Source organism: Microbacterium sp. NC79 (assembly GCF_019061125.1).
Classification (GTDB): domain Bacteria; phylum Actinomycetota; class Actinomycetes; order Actinomycetales; family Microbacteriaceae; genus Microbacterium.
Genome location: NZ_JAHQYI010000001.1, coordinates 346,552 through 364,129, shown reverse-complemented (window position 1 = coordinate 364,129; position 17,578 = coordinate 346,552). Strand labels below are relative to the sequence as shown.

14 protein-coding genes are annotated in these 17,578 nt (G+C 63.5%); 4 read left to right on the top strand and 10 right to left on the bottom strand.

Going from position 1 to position 17,578, the window contains the following annotated elements:
- Nucleotides 1-258: 258 nt before the first annotated feature.
- Complete coding sequence (gene proC, locus KTJ77_RS01590; RefSeq protein ID WP_217336771.1) at nucleotides 259-1,086, bottom strand: pyrroline-5-carboxylate reductase; 828 nt, start codon at nucleotides 1,084-1,086, stop codon at nucleotides 259-261.
- A gap of 169 nt (nucleotides 1,087-1,255) precedes the next feature.
- On the opposite strand from proC, the gene KTJ77_RS01585 reads away from it, so the two are divergent.
- Both KTJ77_RS01585 and KTJ77_RS01580 read left to right on the top strand, forming a co-directional pair.
- Nucleotides 1,256-2,359: an alpha/beta fold hydrolase gene (locus KTJ77_RS01585; RefSeq protein ID WP_217336770.1), complete on the top strand. Its 1,104-nt coding sequence runs from the start codon at nucleotides 1,256-1,258 to the stop codon at nucleotides 2,357-2,359.
- 57 nt (nucleotides 2,360-2,416) lie between these two features.
- A complete protein-coding gene (locus tag KTJ77_RS01580) occupies nucleotides 2,417-3,334 on the top strand; it encodes a DUF808 domain-containing protein (protein ID WP_217336769.1) in 918 nt (305 codons plus the stop codon).
- A gap of 45 nt (nucleotides 3,335-3,379) precedes the next feature.
- Here the strand turns inward: KTJ77_RS01580 and tadA are convergent, their stop codons facing one another.
- Nucleotides 3,380-3,832: a tRNA adenosine(34) deaminase TadA gene (gene tadA / locus KTJ77_RS01575; RefSeq protein WP_217336768.1), complete on the bottom strand. Its 453-nt coding sequence runs from the start codon at nucleotides 3,830-3,832 to the stop codon at nucleotides 3,380-3,382.
- Between the two features lie 79 nt (nucleotides 3,833-3,911).
- Here tadA and upp point away from each other — a divergent pair, with 79 nt between their 5' ends.
- Together upp and KTJ77_RS01565 are read left to right on the top strand one after the other, a co-directional pair.
- The gene (gene upp / locus KTJ77_RS01570; protein ID WP_217336767.1) at nucleotides 3,912-4,544 is read left to right on the top strand and encodes a uracil phosphoribosyltransferase; all 633 of its coding nucleotides are present in this window, start codon (nucleotides 3,912-3,914) and stop codon (nucleotides 4,542-4,544) included.
- Between the two features lie 101 nt (nucleotides 4,545-4,645).
- Nucleotides 4,646-6,067: a hypothetical protein gene (locus KTJ77_RS01565; RefSeq protein ID WP_217336766.1), complete on the top strand. Its 1,422-nt coding sequence runs from the start codon at nucleotides 4,646-4,648 to the stop codon at nucleotides 6,065-6,067.
- Here KTJ77_RS01565 and KTJ77_RS01560 read toward each other — a convergent pair.
- The 8 genes from KTJ77_RS01560 to KTJ77_RS01525 all read right to left on the bottom strand — a co-directional run bounded on the left by KTJ77_RS01560 (nucleotide 6,046) and on the right by KTJ77_RS01525 (nucleotide 17,484).
- Nucleotides 6,046-6,558 carry a hypothetical protein gene (locus KTJ77_RS01560; protein WP_217336765.1) on the bottom strand — a complete coding sequence of 171 codons (513 nt, stop codon included), beginning with the start codon at nucleotides 6,556-6,558 and terminating at the stop codon, nucleotides 6,046-6,048. The genes KTJ77_RS01565 and KTJ77_RS01560 overlap by 22 nt on opposite strands.
- A complete protein-coding gene (locus KTJ77_RS01555) occupies nucleotides 6,555-7,118 on the bottom strand; it encodes a hypothetical protein (protein ID WP_217336764.1) in 564 nt (187 codons plus the stop codon). Before KTJ77_RS01555 ends, KTJ77_RS01560 begins: the two co-directional genes overlap by 4 nt.
- Complete coding sequence (locus KTJ77_RS01550) at nucleotides 7,115-7,801, bottom strand: hypothetical protein (RefSeq protein ID WP_217336763.1); 687 nt, start codon at nucleotides 7,799-7,801, stop codon at nucleotides 7,115-7,117. The genes KTJ77_RS01555 and KTJ77_RS01550 overlap by 4 nt, the downstream gene beginning before the upstream one ends.
- Nucleotides 7,802-7,826: 25 nt before the next feature.
- Nucleotides 7,827-9,281 (bottom strand): MFS transporter, encoded by a 1,455-nt coding sequence (locus KTJ77_RS01545; RefSeq protein WP_217336762.1) that lies wholly within the window; start codon nucleotides 9,279-9,281, stop codon nucleotides 7,827-7,829.
- 41 nt (nucleotides 9,282-9,322) lie between these two features.
- On the bottom strand, nucleotides 9,323-12,859 hold the full coding sequence (locus KTJ77_RS01540; RefSeq protein ID WP_217336761.1) for a bifunctional RecB family nuclease/DEAD/DEAH box helicase: 3,537 nt from the start codon (nucleotides 12,857-12,859) through the stop codon (nucleotides 9,323-9,325).
- A 66-nt stretch (nucleotides 12,860-12,925) separates the two neighbouring features.
- Nucleotides 12,926-13,102, bottom strand: coding sequence for a hypothetical protein (locus KTJ77_RS01535; RefSeq protein ID WP_217336760.1), 177 nt, complete (start codon nucleotides 13,100-13,102; stop codon nucleotides 12,926-12,928).
- Between the two features lie 45 nt (nucleotides 13,103-13,147).
- The gene (locus KTJ77_RS13655) at nucleotides 13,148-16,318 is read right to left on the bottom strand and encodes an AAA family ATPase (protein WP_217336759.1); all 3,171 of its coding nucleotides are present in this window, start codon (nucleotides 16,316-16,318) and stop codon (nucleotides 13,148-13,150) included.
- A complete protein-coding gene (locus KTJ77_RS01525) occupies nucleotides 16,315-17,484 on the bottom strand; it encodes an exonuclease SbcCD subunit D (RefSeq protein ID WP_217336758.1) in 1,170 nt (389 codons plus the stop codon). Before KTJ77_RS01525 ends, KTJ77_RS13655 begins: the two co-directional genes overlap by 4 nt.
- Nucleotides 17,485-17,578 lie beyond the last annotated feature (94 nt).

The window sequence follows — 17,578 nt, the reverse complement described above, 5'->3', positions numbered from 1 at the left end:
CCGACAAACGGGCAGCCTGTTGTCTTACGTCGGGAGTTGTGTGACTGGAGTGACGATTGTCCGGCGTGTTGCGTAACAGGGCGCGACGTCTCCGACGCGGGACAAACCTCGCACGGGTCAACGAGCCATGGACCCGCGGAACCAGAAGCTGGCGGCAGCAAACACAGTACCCCGGCGCGCGAGGCTGGGTGCCGTAAACACAGCACCCCGCGGAACCAGAGGCTGGGGGCCGCAAACACAGCACCCCGACGCACGAGATTAGGCGCCGGCGAGTTCTTTGGCGCGGGCGAGGGCGGCGTTCGTGGCGGAGATGAACATCGTGTCGAGGCCAGCATCTTGGATCACGAAAATCGCCTGCTCCGTCGTGCCCTTCGGGCTCGTTACCCGACGGCGCAGCTCGGCGGGGTCTTCCCCTGTCGCATCCAGCAGCGCGGCCGCACCGATAAAGGTCTGCTCAGCCATCGCGCGCGCATCGGCGAGCGTGAACCCCTGGTGCAACGCCGCCTGGGTCAGCTGCTCGATCAAGAAAAACACGTAGGCCGGACCGGAACCCGAAATAGTGGAGAGCCGATCGATGCCGTCTTCGTCCGTGAGGATGACGGTTCCGACCGCCTCAAACACGGCGCGCACCGTGGCAATGTCTTCCGTCGTGCAGTTCTCGTTCGATGCCAAACCTGTCACTGCCTTACGCACAATTGCCGGCGTATTCGGCATCACGCGCATAATCTTCGTGCTCGCACCTGCCGCCGACGCCATCGCCGCCAGCGTGGTTCCGGCCGCCATGCTGACCACAATCGCTCCCGGCTTCAGTGACGGTGCAATCTCACGCAGCAGATCGGCAACCATGACGGGCTTGACGCCGACCAGCACGATGTCAGCGTCTGCCACGGCATCGTGGTTTCCGCGCGGATTGTCTGCCAGCGCGATAGAGGTCACACCGTCAAGCGCAGCGAGTTCGGCAGCCTTCGCAGAGGTGCGGTTCGTCACCGTCAGCGAGCGGGTTGGCACCCCACTGGCAACCACGCCGCGCGCAATCGCGCCTCCCATCGAACCGGCACCAAGAATCGCAATCGCAGGAGCAGTCATGCCTTCATCATAGGTTTTTATTCCGGAACCACGTGCGGCACGAATGCACCCGTGCACTCAACTCGCGGGCTTTCCGCGCCGACGGCATCGCACCTTCTCAGAAGGTCGTTACGATGGGTTTAAGAAGCGCAAAGCGGCGCTTCTCGAACGACGGCGACAATGAGGGAAAATGACACTCTTTGACGGAATCACTGCACGCATCGTCGAAACCCCGCGCCTAAACGCTGGAATTCTCGAGCGCACGGCCGACGATGCCAACACATCGGCCGACCGGACGATCGTTTTCGTTCACGGCAACGTATCGTCTGCCGCATTCTGGCAGGTCGCCATGCTCGCCCTGCCGCGCGACCTTCGCGTCATCGCTGTTGATCTCCGGGGGTTCGGCAATTCCGACTCGCTCCCCGTTGATGCCACGCGTGGACTACGCGATTTCTCCGATGATCTGCACTCGGTGCTGGAGACTCTCGGCCTCGAAACCGCTCACCTCGTGGGCTGGTCAATGGGTGGCGGCGTCATCATGCAGTACGCCCTGGACTACCCCACGCTTTCGCTCACCCTCGAATCGCCCGTGTCCCCCTACGGATTCGGCGGCACGCGCCGTGATGGTTCCCGTCTGACCGACGACGATGCCGGAACCGGTGCTGGCGGTGCAAACCCCGACTTCGTCGCTCGCCTTGCCGCCAACGACACGACGGATGAGGCGCCCACCTCACCGCGCAGCGTCTTCCGCGCCTCCTACATCGCGACCGACTTCCACAGCGTGAACGAAGATCACTGGGTCGAGTCGATGCTGACCACGTCGACCGCCGAGGGCAACTACCCAGGCGACGCCAAGGCTTCGGACAACTGGCCAGGTTTTGCTCCCGGCGAGATCGGCGTGCTCAACGCCATGGCACCCCAGTACTTCAACGTCGCCTCGATCGTCGAGCTGGAGAAGAAGCCCGGCATTCTGTGGGTTCGCGGCGATGCCGACATCATCGTCAGCGACAACTCGCTCTTCGACATCAACAACCTGGGCAAGCTCGGGGTCATCCCTGACTGGCCAGGTGACGACGTCGCCCCCGCGCAGGAAATGGTGAGCCAGACCCGCGATGTGCTCGATGCGTATGTTGCCGCAGGCGGTCACGTCACCGAGCTCGTCTTCGACGGCGTCGGCCACGCGCCGCACCTGGAGGAGCCGGAAGATTTCCGTGCCGCTCTCCTGCACCGCATCGACTACGTTCCGGTTGGCGGCCCGCCGACCGAGTCGATCGTGTTGAAGTCCGCCGACTAAGAAAACTCACAAACAACGACCACTAGGCTGAACCCGCTAAAACTTAAAGGGGGACCCATGTCGGTCGGTTTGCTCGCTGTTGTCGATGACATCTTGAGCGCAGCGATGAAGGCTTCGGCGAAAACTGCTGGCGTTGTCATTGACGATGCCGCTGTGACGCCCCAGTACGTTCACGGGCTCACGCCCGCTCGCGAGCTTCCCGTGGTCGCCAAGATCGCTCTGGGGTCGATCGTCAACAAGTTTGTGATCATCATCCCGATCGCACTCATGCTGACGGCGTGGGCGCCCCAGGTGTTGCCTTTCCTGCTGATCGTCGGCGGAACCTACCTGTGCTTCGAAGGCGCGGAGAAGGTTCTGGAATGGTTCGGTTTTGGCCATGGGCACGAAGAAGCCGAGGCGCGCGACGAAAAGAAGCTCGTGCTCGGTGCGGTGCGCACTGACCTGATTCTCTCCACCGAAATCATGCTGATCTCACTGGCAAGCCTCGACACCAACATGGGCATGGGCATGACCCTCGCCGTGCTGTGCGTCATCGCCCTGCTGATGACCGGTGTCGTCTACGGTGCCGTCGCGCTGCTCGTCAAACTCGATGACATCGGGTTGAAGATGGCGAAGAACAAAGAAAAGCGCGTCCGCCACACCGGCACCCGCATCGTGCGCTCCATGCCCGCCGTGTTCCGCACGATCTCCATCATCGGAACCATTGCCATGCTCTGGGTCGGCGGCCACCTCGTGCTGGCAAACCTGGGGGAGGTTGGCTGGCACGTCCCCGTCGATATGCTGCACGCCGTCGAAGGATTCTTGGCACCGCTTGGCGCTGTCGTGGTGTGGTTCGGTGACACCCTCGTATCGGCCATCGCTGGCCTCATCATCGGTCTGACCGTTGTCGCGCTCGTGCTGCTGGTCGCCAAGATTTTCGGCAAGAAACCGTCGTTCAACGAGGGTGGCGAGAGCCCGGCAACCGTCGCGCACTGAGTGCGTGGGTCGCACTGAGCGCGCGGAACGCGCGACCAGCGGAACCTAGCGACGCTCCGCGAAGAATTCTTTCAGGAGCGAGACGGCTTCGTCTTCACGCACGCCACCAACCACTTCCGCACGATAGGGCAAGCGGCGGTCGCGTAATACGTCGTAGAGGGAGCCAGCGGCACCCGCCTTGTCATCCCACGCACCGAACACGACGCGAGACACTCGTGATTGCAAAATCGCACCCGCGCACATGACGCACGGCTCCATCGTGACCACCAACGTGGTTCCGCTGAGGTTCCATGATCCGGTCGCGAGCGCCGCTTCGCGCAGCGCCACCACCTCAGCATGCGCGGTCGGATCCGTCGTTTCTTCGCGCCGATTGCGGCCAGCGCCGAGCCGCTGTCCGTCTGCGGAGAGCACCACAGCACCCACGGGAATCTCCCCCACGTCTGCGGCTTCACGCGCCAACGCAAGCGCCGTCGTCATCGCCTCATCCGTCGTGCTCATATGTGAACCCTACCTATCCAGGTAACGCAGGACGCGCATGGACGCCACGGTGGGCGGCCAGAAACGTTATTCTGAATCTATGCGTGTTCACGTCGCCGATCATCCTCTGATCACCCACAAGCTCACGGTACTTCGCGACAAGCGGACACCATCGCCCGTCTTTCGTCAGTTGACGGAAGAACTCATGACGCTGCTGGCGTATGAGGCAACGCGTAATGTGCGCGTTGAGCCGTACGAGATTGAGACGCCGGTGACAAAGACCACCGGCGTGCGCATCTCCGAACCGCGACCCCTCGTGGTTCCGATTCTGCGTGCTGGCCTCGGCATGCTCGACGGCATGGTTAAGCTCATCCCCACCGCCGAAGTGGGCTTCCTCGGCATGGCGCGCGATGAAGAAACCCTCGAGCCGACCACCTACGCAGAGCGTCTGCCAGAAGACCTCAGCGACCGCCAGTGCTTCGTGCTCGACCCGATGCTCGCCACCGGCGGCTCGCTGGGTGCGGCCATTGAATTCCTCTTCGATCGCGGCGCTCAAGACGTCACCGCGGTCTGCATTCTCGGTGCACCCGAGGGTGTTGCCGCCATTGAAAAGCAGGTCGGCGACCGCGATGTCACGCTCGTGCTTGGTGCGCTCGATGAGCGTCTCAACGAGAAGAGCTACATCGTTCCGGGTCTCGGCGACGCCGGAGACCGCCTGTACGGCACCGTCTAAATCTCTTTCTCGAAACCGGAACCATCACGCGCGACGCGCAGATGGTTCCGGTTTCGTCGTTTTCGGTACGGCGCATCGGCATCAGGTATTACCGTTGAGACATGTTGTCGGTGATTCGCATCATGGGGGCGGTGCTGCGGCAACGTGGGCCTGAACTCATAGCCGCGTATCTGGCTGGTGCCACAGCGCACTTTTTGCTGATTCGCCTTGCCGGCCTCGTGACGGCGGCCAGCGAGTTTTGGGGCATGTTCGTGCACCCGCTGCCGATCCTTGCTCGTCTGATCAGCTATGTCGTGATGATCCTGATCGTGCGGGAGGCGCTGCCCGCGCTGTCGGCGCTGGCACCGATACGGGCTGCGACGCGCGCCGAGCGGCGTACTGCGCTGATCAACGCGATTCTGATGGCGATCCTGCCGTTCTTCGCGTTCTATTATGCAACCGGCTACTTCAACGAAGACATGCGTTCGATCATCCAGGTGTCTGCAGAAATTCAGCGGCAATGGATTCTCACCGCCGAATTTCTGGAGGGTGCCGAGAACCCCTTTGAAAAAGCCGAACTCGACATCAACGCGCTCGTCTTACTCATCGTCGCCGCCGCTTTTGCGTTGCGTACGATCGTCAAGCGCTTCGAAAAACGACTGCCCACCTGGACGCGACTCGTCTCCGTCTACCTCGAGGTCGTCTGGGTGTTCCTCTCCGTTCGCGTCATCAAGGAACTCCTTGGGGGTGCAGGCGAGTGGTTGGAGAGCCGCGTCGGGTTCGCCTGGATATTCGGCATTGGCGACTGGATTGCGGCAACAATGCCGCCGGTTGCTGCTGTGTGGGAAGCCATCACGGCCGGTCTCGGTGCTGCTGCCGGGCTCATTGCCGCTCCCCTGGCATGGCTGATGGTTGCCGGTGTCGTCTACGGGCAGGCGATCTCGGCACGCCCGCTCGCCGAGCAGGTCTCCGCACTCACGCGCGTCAAGAGCACCTACGGGCGGGTCAATCAGACCGTGCGTGAAGGCGTGACGTTCGCGGTTGACCAGGTCGCAGGCGATACCAAGGGGCGATTGGCCACCATTGGCAAGGCGCTCGCCATGGCGCTCCGCGCTGGACCGATTTTTCTCGGCGGCTACGTGTTGCTCTACCAGCTGTGGAATTTGGGCGCAGGATGGCTCGACGTCGGGCTCCTCCGAGTATTGGGTCCGCTCAGTCCCGAGACCCTGTGGTGGGTGACGCCCATCGTGGGCGCGCTCGCGCTCGCGATCTCAGAGCCGCTACGTTCCGCCCTCGTTTCGGCCGCGTACGACACAGCGCTGAACGTCACCGTCGACAAGAACGTCGCCCGCGCCGAGGATGCGCACACCGCCGCGGCTGAGCAATCGGCCGCTGAGGCCGAAACCGACACCGACACCGATACCGATACCGATACCGATACCACCGAAGTTGCACAATCGGCCGAAACCACGGCGACAGCCGAAACCGGGCACACCCCGGAGACGGAGCCAGCCGCGACGCATCATTCAGCGACGGAAACCTGAACCCGATCTTCGTAGGGACCCCCCAAGATGAGGGCGAGGTCGCTGTGGTCATCGGGAACCACGAACTGAATCATGACCGTTCCTGGTGCACCCTCGTAGGACGCAATACAGGACGCCGGATAGTCGCCACGCGCACGGGCGATATCCCAGTCCTCGAAGGGCTCAAACGTACGCTGAGAGCCCTGGGTCTCAATGAGCCGTACCGCGATGCATGTTGGCTCGTTATCCGTTTCAGACGGCACGAAGTCCACCTCAAAGACGTACAGCACCGCTCCGTCTGGGAGGCGTCCTTCGCTGTCGCGCTCCGTCATGTCAATCGATGTCAGCTGCAATCCGTCGACCTGAATCGGCTCATCCGCAGCCACGATGCGGGTGTCGAAGGTGGGGGGCATGCGCGGAATGACGTCGAAGAAAGCCACGGAACCAGCGAGCGCGACCGCGGCACCGGCGGCGACGGCGAGTGCGGGTAGATGCGACCGAAACCGGCTCATAGCGACGGCTCCCACCGCACTTTTTCCAGCCGCATGCTGTCATGAACGGTGAGCTCCTCGAGGCTAATCTCGAGCTGAGTGATTTGACCCGCTTGCTTCGCATCGCCGCTTCCCAGTTGCACGATGATGGTTCCGCTTCGCACCTCGGGAGGCAGTTCAAACACCATGGTTCCGCGCGACGCGATAGCGGCAGACAGCGTCGCCGACCCAATCTGCGTGTAGACGCGCTCGGTCGGCCAGTACTCGTCGTCTCCCAGAATTGCGGTGCGGGTCACGATGCGATTCATCGACTCGTCTTGGTAAACCTGCGCTGACAGATCGAGGACCAGAAAGTTGCCGGCTCCGGTCCACACCCCTGAGGGCTGAGAATCGACCAGCTCATCGGCGAAATACACGTCGTGCACTTCGACGGTGAGATTTCCTGACGTCTGCACCTCACCCACCTCGATATCGGTGACATAGGGGGTGCGCCATTCTGTCGGTGCTGGCGCGAGGAGCGTCGTGCCCCACGCTGCGGCAATGAATGCGGCGCCGAGACCCCATGATGCGAGACGGTTCACGGAATCACCTCGCGTGTGACGGGCACAGTGAGGGTGGCGAAGTGTCCTTCTGAATTGAAGCCGTGATCTTCGCCATCGCCGAGAAAAGTGAACTGGAAGGTGGTGATCTTGTCGACCCGGATGCCGAGCTCGCTGACGTCGGTGTCTGCGGGAATAACAAACCCGATCGCGAGCTTCGTCGGTACCCCTGGTTGCAACACGATCGCAGGCATTTCAGACGTGTCGAGGCGCATCAGGAGGCTGGGCTGGGTGGCGATATCGGGGATGCGAAGCACCTGGATGCTGCTGGCTCCCCCTTCGTCAACGATACTGAGCGGGTCAGCTTCGAAGGTCTGCGCAAAAATTCGGGTGCCGTGGATCGGCTCGTTGAACGTGTTCGTGACGACCACGCGCATCAGGAGCAGATCTTCGTCGCGGTCCAGGTCGATGCTGAGCTCTTCCGCGTCATCTACAATCAGCGCCTTCTCGACGCCGATCGTCACAACACCGGCATCGACCACGGTCGTTTCATCACCGATGACGAGCACGTCATCGACCGGCGCCAAACCGCCGAGGAGCCCGCCGATACCGAGGGCAGCGACGCCGGTGATGCCCGCGAACCAGGGAATCGGTGCCGCCCAGCGACGACGCTTGCCTTCGCTGTCACGCACCACAGCGTGAAGCCAGCTCCTGCCCGTCCCCATACGCACAGCCTAAACGGTGCTGAGGCTACTCCGACGCGCGGGCGATCAGGTCATGGGCATCGCCGCGGCCGCGCAGATCGACCACTGCCACGATGAGAGCGAGAGCGATGAGGAGGGCAACGGCGACGAGTCCGAGGCGCAACGCGTCGAACGGAACCTGGTCGGCAGGAACAGCGCCGGCTTCGCGGGACAGGGTGGCGTAGTAGATCGACAGGGCGACGGCCGTGCCGATCGCGTTACCGATGCGTTGGCCAAGCTGCGCGACGGATCCGGCGAGACCGCCCTCACGTACCGCGACATCTTCCAGCAGCAGGGTCTGGTTTGGTGACACGACGAGACCACCGCCGATACCGCCGACGAAGAGTAGCCCTGCCACGATCCACGGAATCCATGCGTGTGGCAGGAACGATGCGGCAGCCGCCATCGAGACCATGATGCTGAGCACGATGATCATGCCGACGACGATGAGCTTCGCCCCCATGGCGTTGATCCGCGCGCCCGCCCACCAGCTTGCGTAGGCGCTGGAGAGCGCAAAGCCGGTGGTGATCAGCCCGGCAATGAGCGCGCTGAGTCCGAGGCCCTGCTGCATGAAAATCGTGATGAGCAGGAACATCGGGGGAAGCCCGGCGAAGTACAGGGTGCCCACCATGAGGCCGTTGCGGAACGAACGCTTGCGGAAGAGGGCGAGCGGAACCAGCGGTGCACGTCCGCGGCGCGCGTAGCGGCTCTCCCACCAGATGAATGCGGCAAGAGCGACGGCGAACACGACAAGCAGCCACCATCGCGTCGGATCATCCTCTGCCGATCCTGTGGTGAACAGGAACGGCCACATCAGCGCAATAACGGTGACCGCGAACAGCAGGACTCCGATCGGATCCAAGCTGAGCGTCTCGCGTTGTTTCTTCGGGGCGGCCGGAATGAACAGGATCACGCCGAGGATCAGCAGCAGCCCCAGCGGCAGGTTCATCCAGAAGATCCACCGCCACCCGTCGACCGGCCCACCCAACTCGATGGCGAGGCCACCGAGGCCCGGACCAAACGCGGTCGCGAGGCCCACGGTCGCGCCAAAAAGACCGAACGCCTTGCCGCGCTCCTTGCCTTGGAAAAGCTCCTGCACGGTGCCGAGCACCTGCGGCATTTGGATGCCTGCGCCGACGCCCTGCAATAGTCGCGCGATCAGGAGGGTGGTGGGGTCCCCGGCAAAACCGGCGACCATACTCATGCCGGTATAGACGATGAGGCCAACGAGAAACAGCGTCTTACGGGAGCGCTGGTCGCCGATACGTCCGGCGGGAACGAGAGCAAGACCGAACGTGAGAACGTAGCCAGCCACGATGATCTGTAGTTCGGTGGACGATGCGCCCAGCGCCGTCTCCAGGGCGGGCAGCGCCGTGTTGACCTTGGTCATGTCGAGAATCGTGACGGCGGCGATCGAGACACCTACCCAGTAGGCGCGCCACTTGTGGGTCTCCAGCGACATGTTGTCCCTTCTCCGCGTGCTTCTCGGCGAAGGCACCCTGGTTAGTCTACGAGCGACGCCTCATGCCGGGCCGCACGGTGTCCGGTTGCTGAGACGCCCACTCCCATAAGCCGCGCGAATGCCGAGAGCCGGCGCACCCCGGCTGGGGTGTAGGGCAGATCGTCGAGTAGCCACGGCGAGTACACCACATAGGCTGCACACTGCGCACGTGAGACCGCAACGTTGATGCGGTTTTCCAGGAGCAAGAACTCGAGTCCGCGCGGCGCTTCGCGCGCCGTCGAGGCGGCTAGCGACGTGATCGACACTGCCGCTTCTTGCCCCTGGAACTTGTCGACGGTTCCGACCCGGATGTCAGGGTATTCTGCGAGCACCTCACTGACCGTCTGCTGTTGCGCGTTGTACGGCGTGACAACAATGATGTCAGCGGGCGTGAGTGGTCGCGGAGGCTCACCATCGCCTGGATGCCAGGTTCGGCCGAGGAGATCCTCCACGATGCGGCAGACCTCCTGCGCTTCCTCAGGTGAATGGGACGTATTGCCGCGGTGCGGCAGCGGAACAGGATGGATGCCGGGCGCAATACCATCAATGCTGCGCAGGCTCGCAGAATCGTGCGCCTGGAGCCTTCCGTCGTAGCTGAGCTGTGAGACGGCAGCCGCAACCTCGGGGTGCATGCGCCACGTGCGTTCCAGGAAGAAGCCATACTCGGGCGAGAGCACGTCGGTGTCATCCATCAGCCAGCCAAGTGCCGAGGTGTCAACCGGCTCCGGGTGGGTACCCTGACTCACCTGCGGCAGCTGTTGCGGGTCGCCGAGGAGCAACAGGCGGTTCGCCACCACCGAGCAGGCAATCGTGGAGGCGAGTGAGAACTGCCCGGCTTCGTCGATCACGAGCAGGTCGAGTGATCCGCGCGCGAGACGCGATGCATTCGCGAAATCCCACGCGGTTCCGCCGACGACAAACCCGCGCGCACTGTTCTTTTCGACGAAGTCGCCCATTTTGCGTTTCACGACGCGGGTGAATGCCGCATCGTCGATGGCTTTTGCGGAGGACTTGCCGACAAGTTCTTTCGGGACGCCCGCCTCAACAACACGGTCAAGCACGTTGTCGACGACGGCGTGCGATTGCGCCACCACGCCGATGCGGTAGTTCTTCTCGCGAACGAGCTTTGCGATGACGTGCGATGCGACGTAGGTTTTGCCTGTTCCTGGAGGGCCTTGCACCGCAAGATAGCTGTGATCGAGCGCGGAGACGGCAGACACGATGGCGTCGACCTTGTCGGTTGTGTGGATGGTATTGCCGTCCACGGCGACGCCCACGGTGCGCGGGGCGCGACGCATCAGGAGGTCCCACGCCGGGTCGCGGAAGTCAACGCCTGTCGCCTCATGCGAAATGAGTTTCTGAGCCCACTCGTCAATCGCGCCCTGTTGCGCTCCAGCGTGGGGCGGTGTCGGTTCGGTCAACGCGATCGGCAGCGCGTCCCAGGTTTGCCCGTCAAGCGCCATCTCTTCGAGGATGAACCCGTCAGACACCTCGTCAATGACCCGCGCTGTGTGCGCGACGTTGAGCCACCGCTGTGACATCCGCTTCGGTGCAAACGGACTTGGCCGCTCGTAGATGAGGTGAGGCTCGGAACCCACCTTGATCGTGCTGCCAGGCGCAACTGCTCCGCGAATGTGCAAAACACGGCGCATCGAATACTTGCCGTCGGGGATTGACCAGTCGTCGAGCACAACTGAGGCGTGTGGGTCGACCGCGACAACGTTGCGCTGACTCTCCCACACACTCAAAACCTCACGGAGCCGCAAAAAGTGCTCGGCCCAGAACGTTTTACTCTCCCGCGGGTAGTAGTCGATCGCGGCGGCAGCAAGCCGGAGCGACTGCGCCCTGATGGCCTGCTCGGGTGCCGAATAATCGACGGCGATCGCCTGCAGGGTGGTCGCCAGCGGTGAGGCTTCGTACGGCCGCTCCTCCGGTTCTTCTTCTGGGGCAGGCGCACGGCCCGCCTCAATTGCGCGCTGAATGAGCCAGTCGCGCAGGCGGCGCGTGGAGACGCAGTCGTATTTGTTGTAGTCCGCCAGGTCTTGCAGGATGGCATCGGATTCGGCTCGGTGGCCGTCTGCGGCAAGCGTGCGCGCCGTCACGTAACGACCAATGGAGTCGCCACCGTTCTGCACATCTTCGGTGCGCACCTGGTCGCCCATGTAGAGCGGTTCCAGCTTCTTGATGGAGTAGGAGCGTGAGCCGACACGCACCGCCCGCTTCACGATCGGGTAGAGATCGACGAACACGCCGTCTCGCAGGAGCGTGTCGACGGCCGCTTCCCCCACACCGTAGCGGGCAGCCATGGCGGTGAGATGGCTCGTCTCATACGGTGCGTAGTGGTAAATGTGCATGCCAGGGTTGGCGTGTCGCATGGCCGCCACCGCCTCAAGGAAGGTGAGCAGCGCACGCTTCTCGTCTTCGAACGAGTGCGCCCACAGTGCGGAGTATGCTTCGCTGGTGTCTACCCAACCAAACAGGTAGTCGATACCCCACATGGTTCCGTCGCCCTCGGTGTGCAACGGGTCACCCTCGAAGTCGAAAAAGATGTCGCCAGCGTTGGGCCGCGGCAGGCTGCTGAGGGCGGGTGCCATCACGACTTCGTACTCCGGAACCGCGTGCGGGTCGGCAGAGGATTCGAGCGACGGGACGCCTGCCGGGCTTCGCAGTTGCAGATCGGCTTGTAGGCGCAGCGAAGCGAAAACGTCAGGGTTCATGCCCTCGGGTGCGCTGGTTGCCGCAGCAAGGGCGTCGATCGTGTCGACCCCGGCGTTGCGCAGGAGACGGCGGTGCACGGGGCGCATTCCAGCGACAAGAAGCAGGTCGCGGTGTGCCACCACTTCGGATTCACACGTGGCACAGCGACCGCACGCGACGACACCGAGGTCTCCGCGCTCGTCGTTCCACGCGAGAGGTGCCTGCGTTTCAGTAACGGCGCGGTCGGCGATGAGCTGTCGGATGCGGTCCCGACGAAGCTCGAAAACCGGCATCAGATCGTCGATGTTATGGGTGCTGATTTCGCCGTCGCCGAGGATGAGCTGAACGGTCGGATCGGTCGGCACCCCGAGGCGGTGCAGTTGGTCGACGTAGGCGGCAAGCTGCATGAGGGCGGTGACACGAGCGGTGCGTGCCAGCTTCGTATCTTGCACCAGCCAGCCATCAGGCGTTTGCACCATAAAGTCGGCGAACCCAATGAAATCGTCGTGAGCAAACGCCCCCTGATAGAGAACTCGCGCATCGGAGTGCAGGGCCGTTACCGTTTCGTCGAGGGCCGCAGCCAGAGCGTCGGGGTCGGTCGGCCCGACCGTGGCGAGCTCAACGACACCGTTACCGTACTGACTGCGGTAACGCTCAAGCACGGCGCGCTCGTGGGAGAGACCGAGCGTAATCGCTCGCTGCATCATCTCGTCTTCGGGCTCGACGACGGCTGCAATGCGCCCGAGCTTGGCATCAATGCCGCGAGCCCATGCGAACTCGCACTCGGCTGCCTTCTTGAGATCGGTCGCACTCCAGATAACCCGGCCGTCGCTGATTCGCATTTTGCCTCCTGCCCCTCACGTTACCCGGGGCATCAGACATCGCCAGCTGACGCGGGCGGGCGTGGGCTAACCTTCGCTTTTGCCAAACACGGAACGCATGACGCCGTACACGATGAGCGCAACGATCGCGATGACGACAATCTTCGCGACAAACCACATCACACTAAAGATCACGTTGACGATGATGGCCGCAACGATGACCGCCACGACGACGGCAATGATGGTTCCGGCGGTGCTCTTCATAGTGCCAGCGTAGGGCGCTTATCTGGTTGGCGGCCGGATGTTCGCCTATCGCGTGATGATGTCACTTGACCCGTCTGACGCGACGCGAACGCGTAGCTGCGCGGGGATCTGTTCTTTCATTGCCTCAACGTGGCTAATGATGCCGACGGTGCGCCCGCCTGAGCGCAGTTCATCGAGCGTCTGCATTGCGATGGCCAGCGTGTCTGGGTCGAGGGATCCGAAGCCTTCGTCGATGAACAGGGTGTCAAGACGCACCCCGCCTGCACGGTTCGTGACCACCTCGGCGAGCCCCAAGGCGAGGGAGAGCGACGCGAGGAAGGTCTCACCGCCTGAGAGGGAGTGAGCGGGCCGTGCTTTGGACGTGAAAGAGTCAAAAATGTCGATACCGAGCCCCGCTGCCGCGTTGCCGACGCGTTCGTCGCTGTGCTGCAGACGGTATCTTCCACTCGACATATCCCCCAAGCGCACATTGGCTGCCGCGACGATCTCCTCCAGTTCGGCGGCGAGGATAAATGTTTCCAGCGACATGCGCTTGGTGTTGGGCTCATGGCCGCTGACGGTATCGGCCAATCGCTCGATGGTCTCGTGCGCGGTGAGCGCTGTTGCTTGACGCTGTTGTTCGTCTTCTGCTGCGGTTGTGCGCTCCGCGAGAGCCGCGACCGCGCTCTGCAGCGCGGTGAGTTCACTGCCGATACGCGCCCACTCCTGTTGCGCAGCCTCGGCGGCCGCTTCGGCGGCGTCGACATCAATGGCGTCGTCAGGGAGAACTTCGAGTTCCAGCTCCATGAGGGTCGCTTTCGCGGCGCGCAGTGCGGAGTCGTGCTCCGCGATGCGCGCATCCAACGCAGCCATCTCTTCTGGAGAGCGGGCCGCGTCCTGCGCCTGCACTGCGGTCGCAAATGTTGTCGTCGCAAGAGCCCGCTCGACAGCCGCGCGCGACGTGCGGACGGCCGCCTCCGCCACAGCCATGTTCTCAAGCGCAGCGGCATAGGCCTGAGCAGCGTCGCGTTCGGCTGCGATCGCGGAAATACGGTCGGCCACTGTCGCATATTCGCCGCGAGCCGCGGCCACGCTTTCGCGCGCAGCTCGTGCCTGCTCTTGCGCAGCGGCCTGCGCGGCGACCGCTTCAGCCGATGCTTTCATCGCCTCGTCGATCGCGGCCGACATCGACTTCTCCCGCGCCAGCAGCTCGTCACGGGTGCGCTGGGTCGTGGCGTGCTCCGCCTGCGCCGATTCGGCGTCAGCAATTTCGGCCGCGAGTTTCTGCTGCGCTGCGGTGAGCTGCTCAAGGCTTTGTCCGCCAGCTGCAGCGATCACGTGGGAGAGTGCCGTTGCCGCGGCTTGTTCTGCCTCAGACGCTGCCGTCGCTGCTCGTTGGAGGGCGTCGCGCTCTGCCGCCACCGCGGCAAGTTCGGTGTCTGTCACCGGGTCAACAAGCACGGGCGCGGGGTGCGGGTGGTCATCGGAACCACAGACCGGGCAGGCAACGCCGTCAGTGAGGGTCGCGGCAAGTTCAGACGCCGACCCGGCAAGTTTGCGCTTGTAGAGCGCATCGAGCTTGTCGACGCCGGCGCGAGCAGCAGCATTCGCCTGGTACGCCGCTTCAATTGCGCGGTCGCGATCGCGCTCGTGACCCTCCAGCTGCTGCGCGGCACCGAGTTGAATATCGAGTGTGCTGCGGCGGCTGGTGAGTTCTTCGATGCGGTCGGCTCGGGCCTGCAGCGCCATGAGTGCGCGTTCGCACACGGCAAGCTCTGCCGGGATCCGCTGCGCCTCATCACGGAGCGTGGCCACTGCGGTCTCGGCTTCGACCCGTGCCGCACGGGTCGCGATTTCCGCGTCTTCGTGCTGTGTAAGGTCGGCTTCGGCGGCAGCAGCTGCCGCCAGTGCCCCCTGCGCCGCGGTGCACTCGTCGGCACGCTCTCGCAGATATGCGGCCGTTGGTGCTGTCGCGGGATCAGTGGCGTAGGTCGTCCATCGCGCCTTCGCCCCCGCCTGGTCGGCGGTGGCCTGTGCAGCTGCCGCGATGTCACGGTCATGAGCCGCGATCGCACTGGCCACGGTCTGCGCTTCGCGTGCAGCGGCAAGCTCGGCACGATCCTGCAGAATCTCCGGTGCGCGCTCTTCCAACCGTGCGAGCTGGGCGCGGGTGAGGTCACGGCGATTTTGATGATCTCGTTGCGCCCTCGCATTCGCGGCCGCGGCCGCGCTCGCGACACGGTTTGCATCGGCATGCGCAAGCGCGTTCGTCGTGGCTTCGACTCGATACGCGCCGCGATCGCGAGCAACGTGCAAGCGTTCGAGGCGGTCAGCGACTGGCAACAGCGTGGCGTCGAGCGGCGTGTCTGTGTCTGCTTCGTCGGCGCTGGGCTCCGTACCAGCACCAGCAGCCGTGCCACCAGCACCAACAGCCGTGCCAGCAGCAGCACCCGTCTCACCACCAAGACCAGCCCCAGCACCGTGGGCGTCATCGGCGGCCAGCGGTGCGGCGTCGTCGCCTGGCACGGTGCCGATCAGGTCTTCGTGCGTTTCGCCCCAGCCGTGCGCATCAACGAGCTTCTCGGCGTCACACAGCCGATCGAGCAGCCGAGCCCGGGCAGCAACCATCGTCTGTTCGCTCAGTTTGCGCCGCTCGATGAGTTGCTTCTGGTAATCCTCAAACCGCCTGGTGCCAAACAGGGTACGCAGGAGCGTCTGTCGTTCTTTACTGTCGGCGAGCAGGAATTTCGCGAAGCGGTTCTGCGCCAGCAGGATGACCTGCAGAAACTGATCCTTGTTGAGCTGCAGAATCTCCGCGAGCTGGTTACCTGCGTCGACAGCTCGAGACGCAATGCCGATCCACTGCTCCCCGTCACGGCGATCAAGTTGCACGGTGGCTGCCTGCGTCGTCATGCCGCCGCCGCGTTGCTTGGGTCGTTCATACTCGGGTGAGCGGGTCACTCGGTAGGTTTCGTCACCGGTTGAGAAGGTCAGGGACACTTCAGATACGTCGTCGGGTAACGCGTGATCACTACGCACCCGCTTGCCGCCCGCACTGCTGTAGCGGGGCACGGTCGCATAGAGGGCGAAGCACACGGCGTCGAGCAGACTCGACTTGCCTGCACCCGTCTTGCCAGAGATCAGAAACAACCCGTCAGCGTCATACTCATCGAAGTCGATGACCTGACGACGAAGGAACGGCCCGAAACCCTCGATCTCGAGACGATGGAGCTTCACGCGCGCGCCTCGGCGAGAACCCGCTCGTCAATGACCGCCTGCAAAATCTCTTGTTCGGCGGGGCTGGCTCCTTCGCCGTTGCGGACGTCGGCGAGGAACACCTCAATGCGCTCAATATCGGTCACGGCGCGTTGCAGTCGCTCGCCATACGTTTTCTTCGCACCCGCAACCACACCCTCCGGCTTGTGCAGCACGAGCGCACAGTGCTCGAATCGCTCACGGAGCCGACGCATCGGGTCGCGTTGCGGGGTGGTGTCGGTGTACTCGGCACACACCCATGCGGTCTCGTCGCCGTCGAAGCGGTCGTCGGTCAGCAGCTCGTCGAGCGTGCCACGAAGGGTGACGAGGCGACGCGGTACCGGGGCCTCGAGCCATTCGGCATCGGCGAAACCATCCGCGTCAAGGGTGACGAGCCACGAGCCGCGCGGCTTGTGCTGTTCACCAAAGCTGTAGTGCAACGGCGCGCCGGCGTACCGCACGTTGTCACGCAGTGTCTGGCGGCCGTGAATGTGCCCGAGCGCCGTATAGTCGACCCCGTCAAAGACGGATACCGGAACCATGTCTACGCCGCCCTGGCGGACCTCGCGTTCTACCCCAGGCGTCGCTTCGACACCCGCGGCAAAACAGTGCGCCATCACGACAGAACGCACCGAGGTTCCGCTCGTCGCACGCTCTTCACGGCGGCGACGCACGAGGTTCATTGCGTGGGTCAGCGTGTCGACCTGTTTGCGCAGCTCGACGCCCTCCCACAGGTGGCGAACCATCGCGGGTTCGAGGTACGGAATCGGGTACACATCGACCTCTCCGAACTCGTCGGTGAGCGTAATCGGCTGGTCGAGCTGAAGCGGATCGGTTCGTACGTAGATGCCCGGGCGCAGCAGCCCCGATTGGAAGCCGAGACGCGCCGCCGAGTCATGGTTGCCGCTGGTCACAATGACCTGCGTGCCGGTGTCAGCCAGCTCGGCCAGGGTGTCGGTCAGCAGGGTGTAGGAATCAGCCGAGGGTGTGGCGGAATCGAAAACGTCTCCTGACACCAGCACCACGTCGACCGCGTGCTCGCGGACCTGCAGAATCATCGCCTGCAGCACCTCGGCGAGCGCGCTCAGCGTCGAGTGTCCGTGGAAGGAGCGCCCGATGTGCCAGTCGGAGGTGTGCAGGATTCGCATACCCCCACGCTATGAGTGGCCACCGACATTGGTGTTCGAGCGCGCCGGAAACCAGGAAAACCCCGGATTCCCGCGGCTCTCGCGTTGTTGCGCT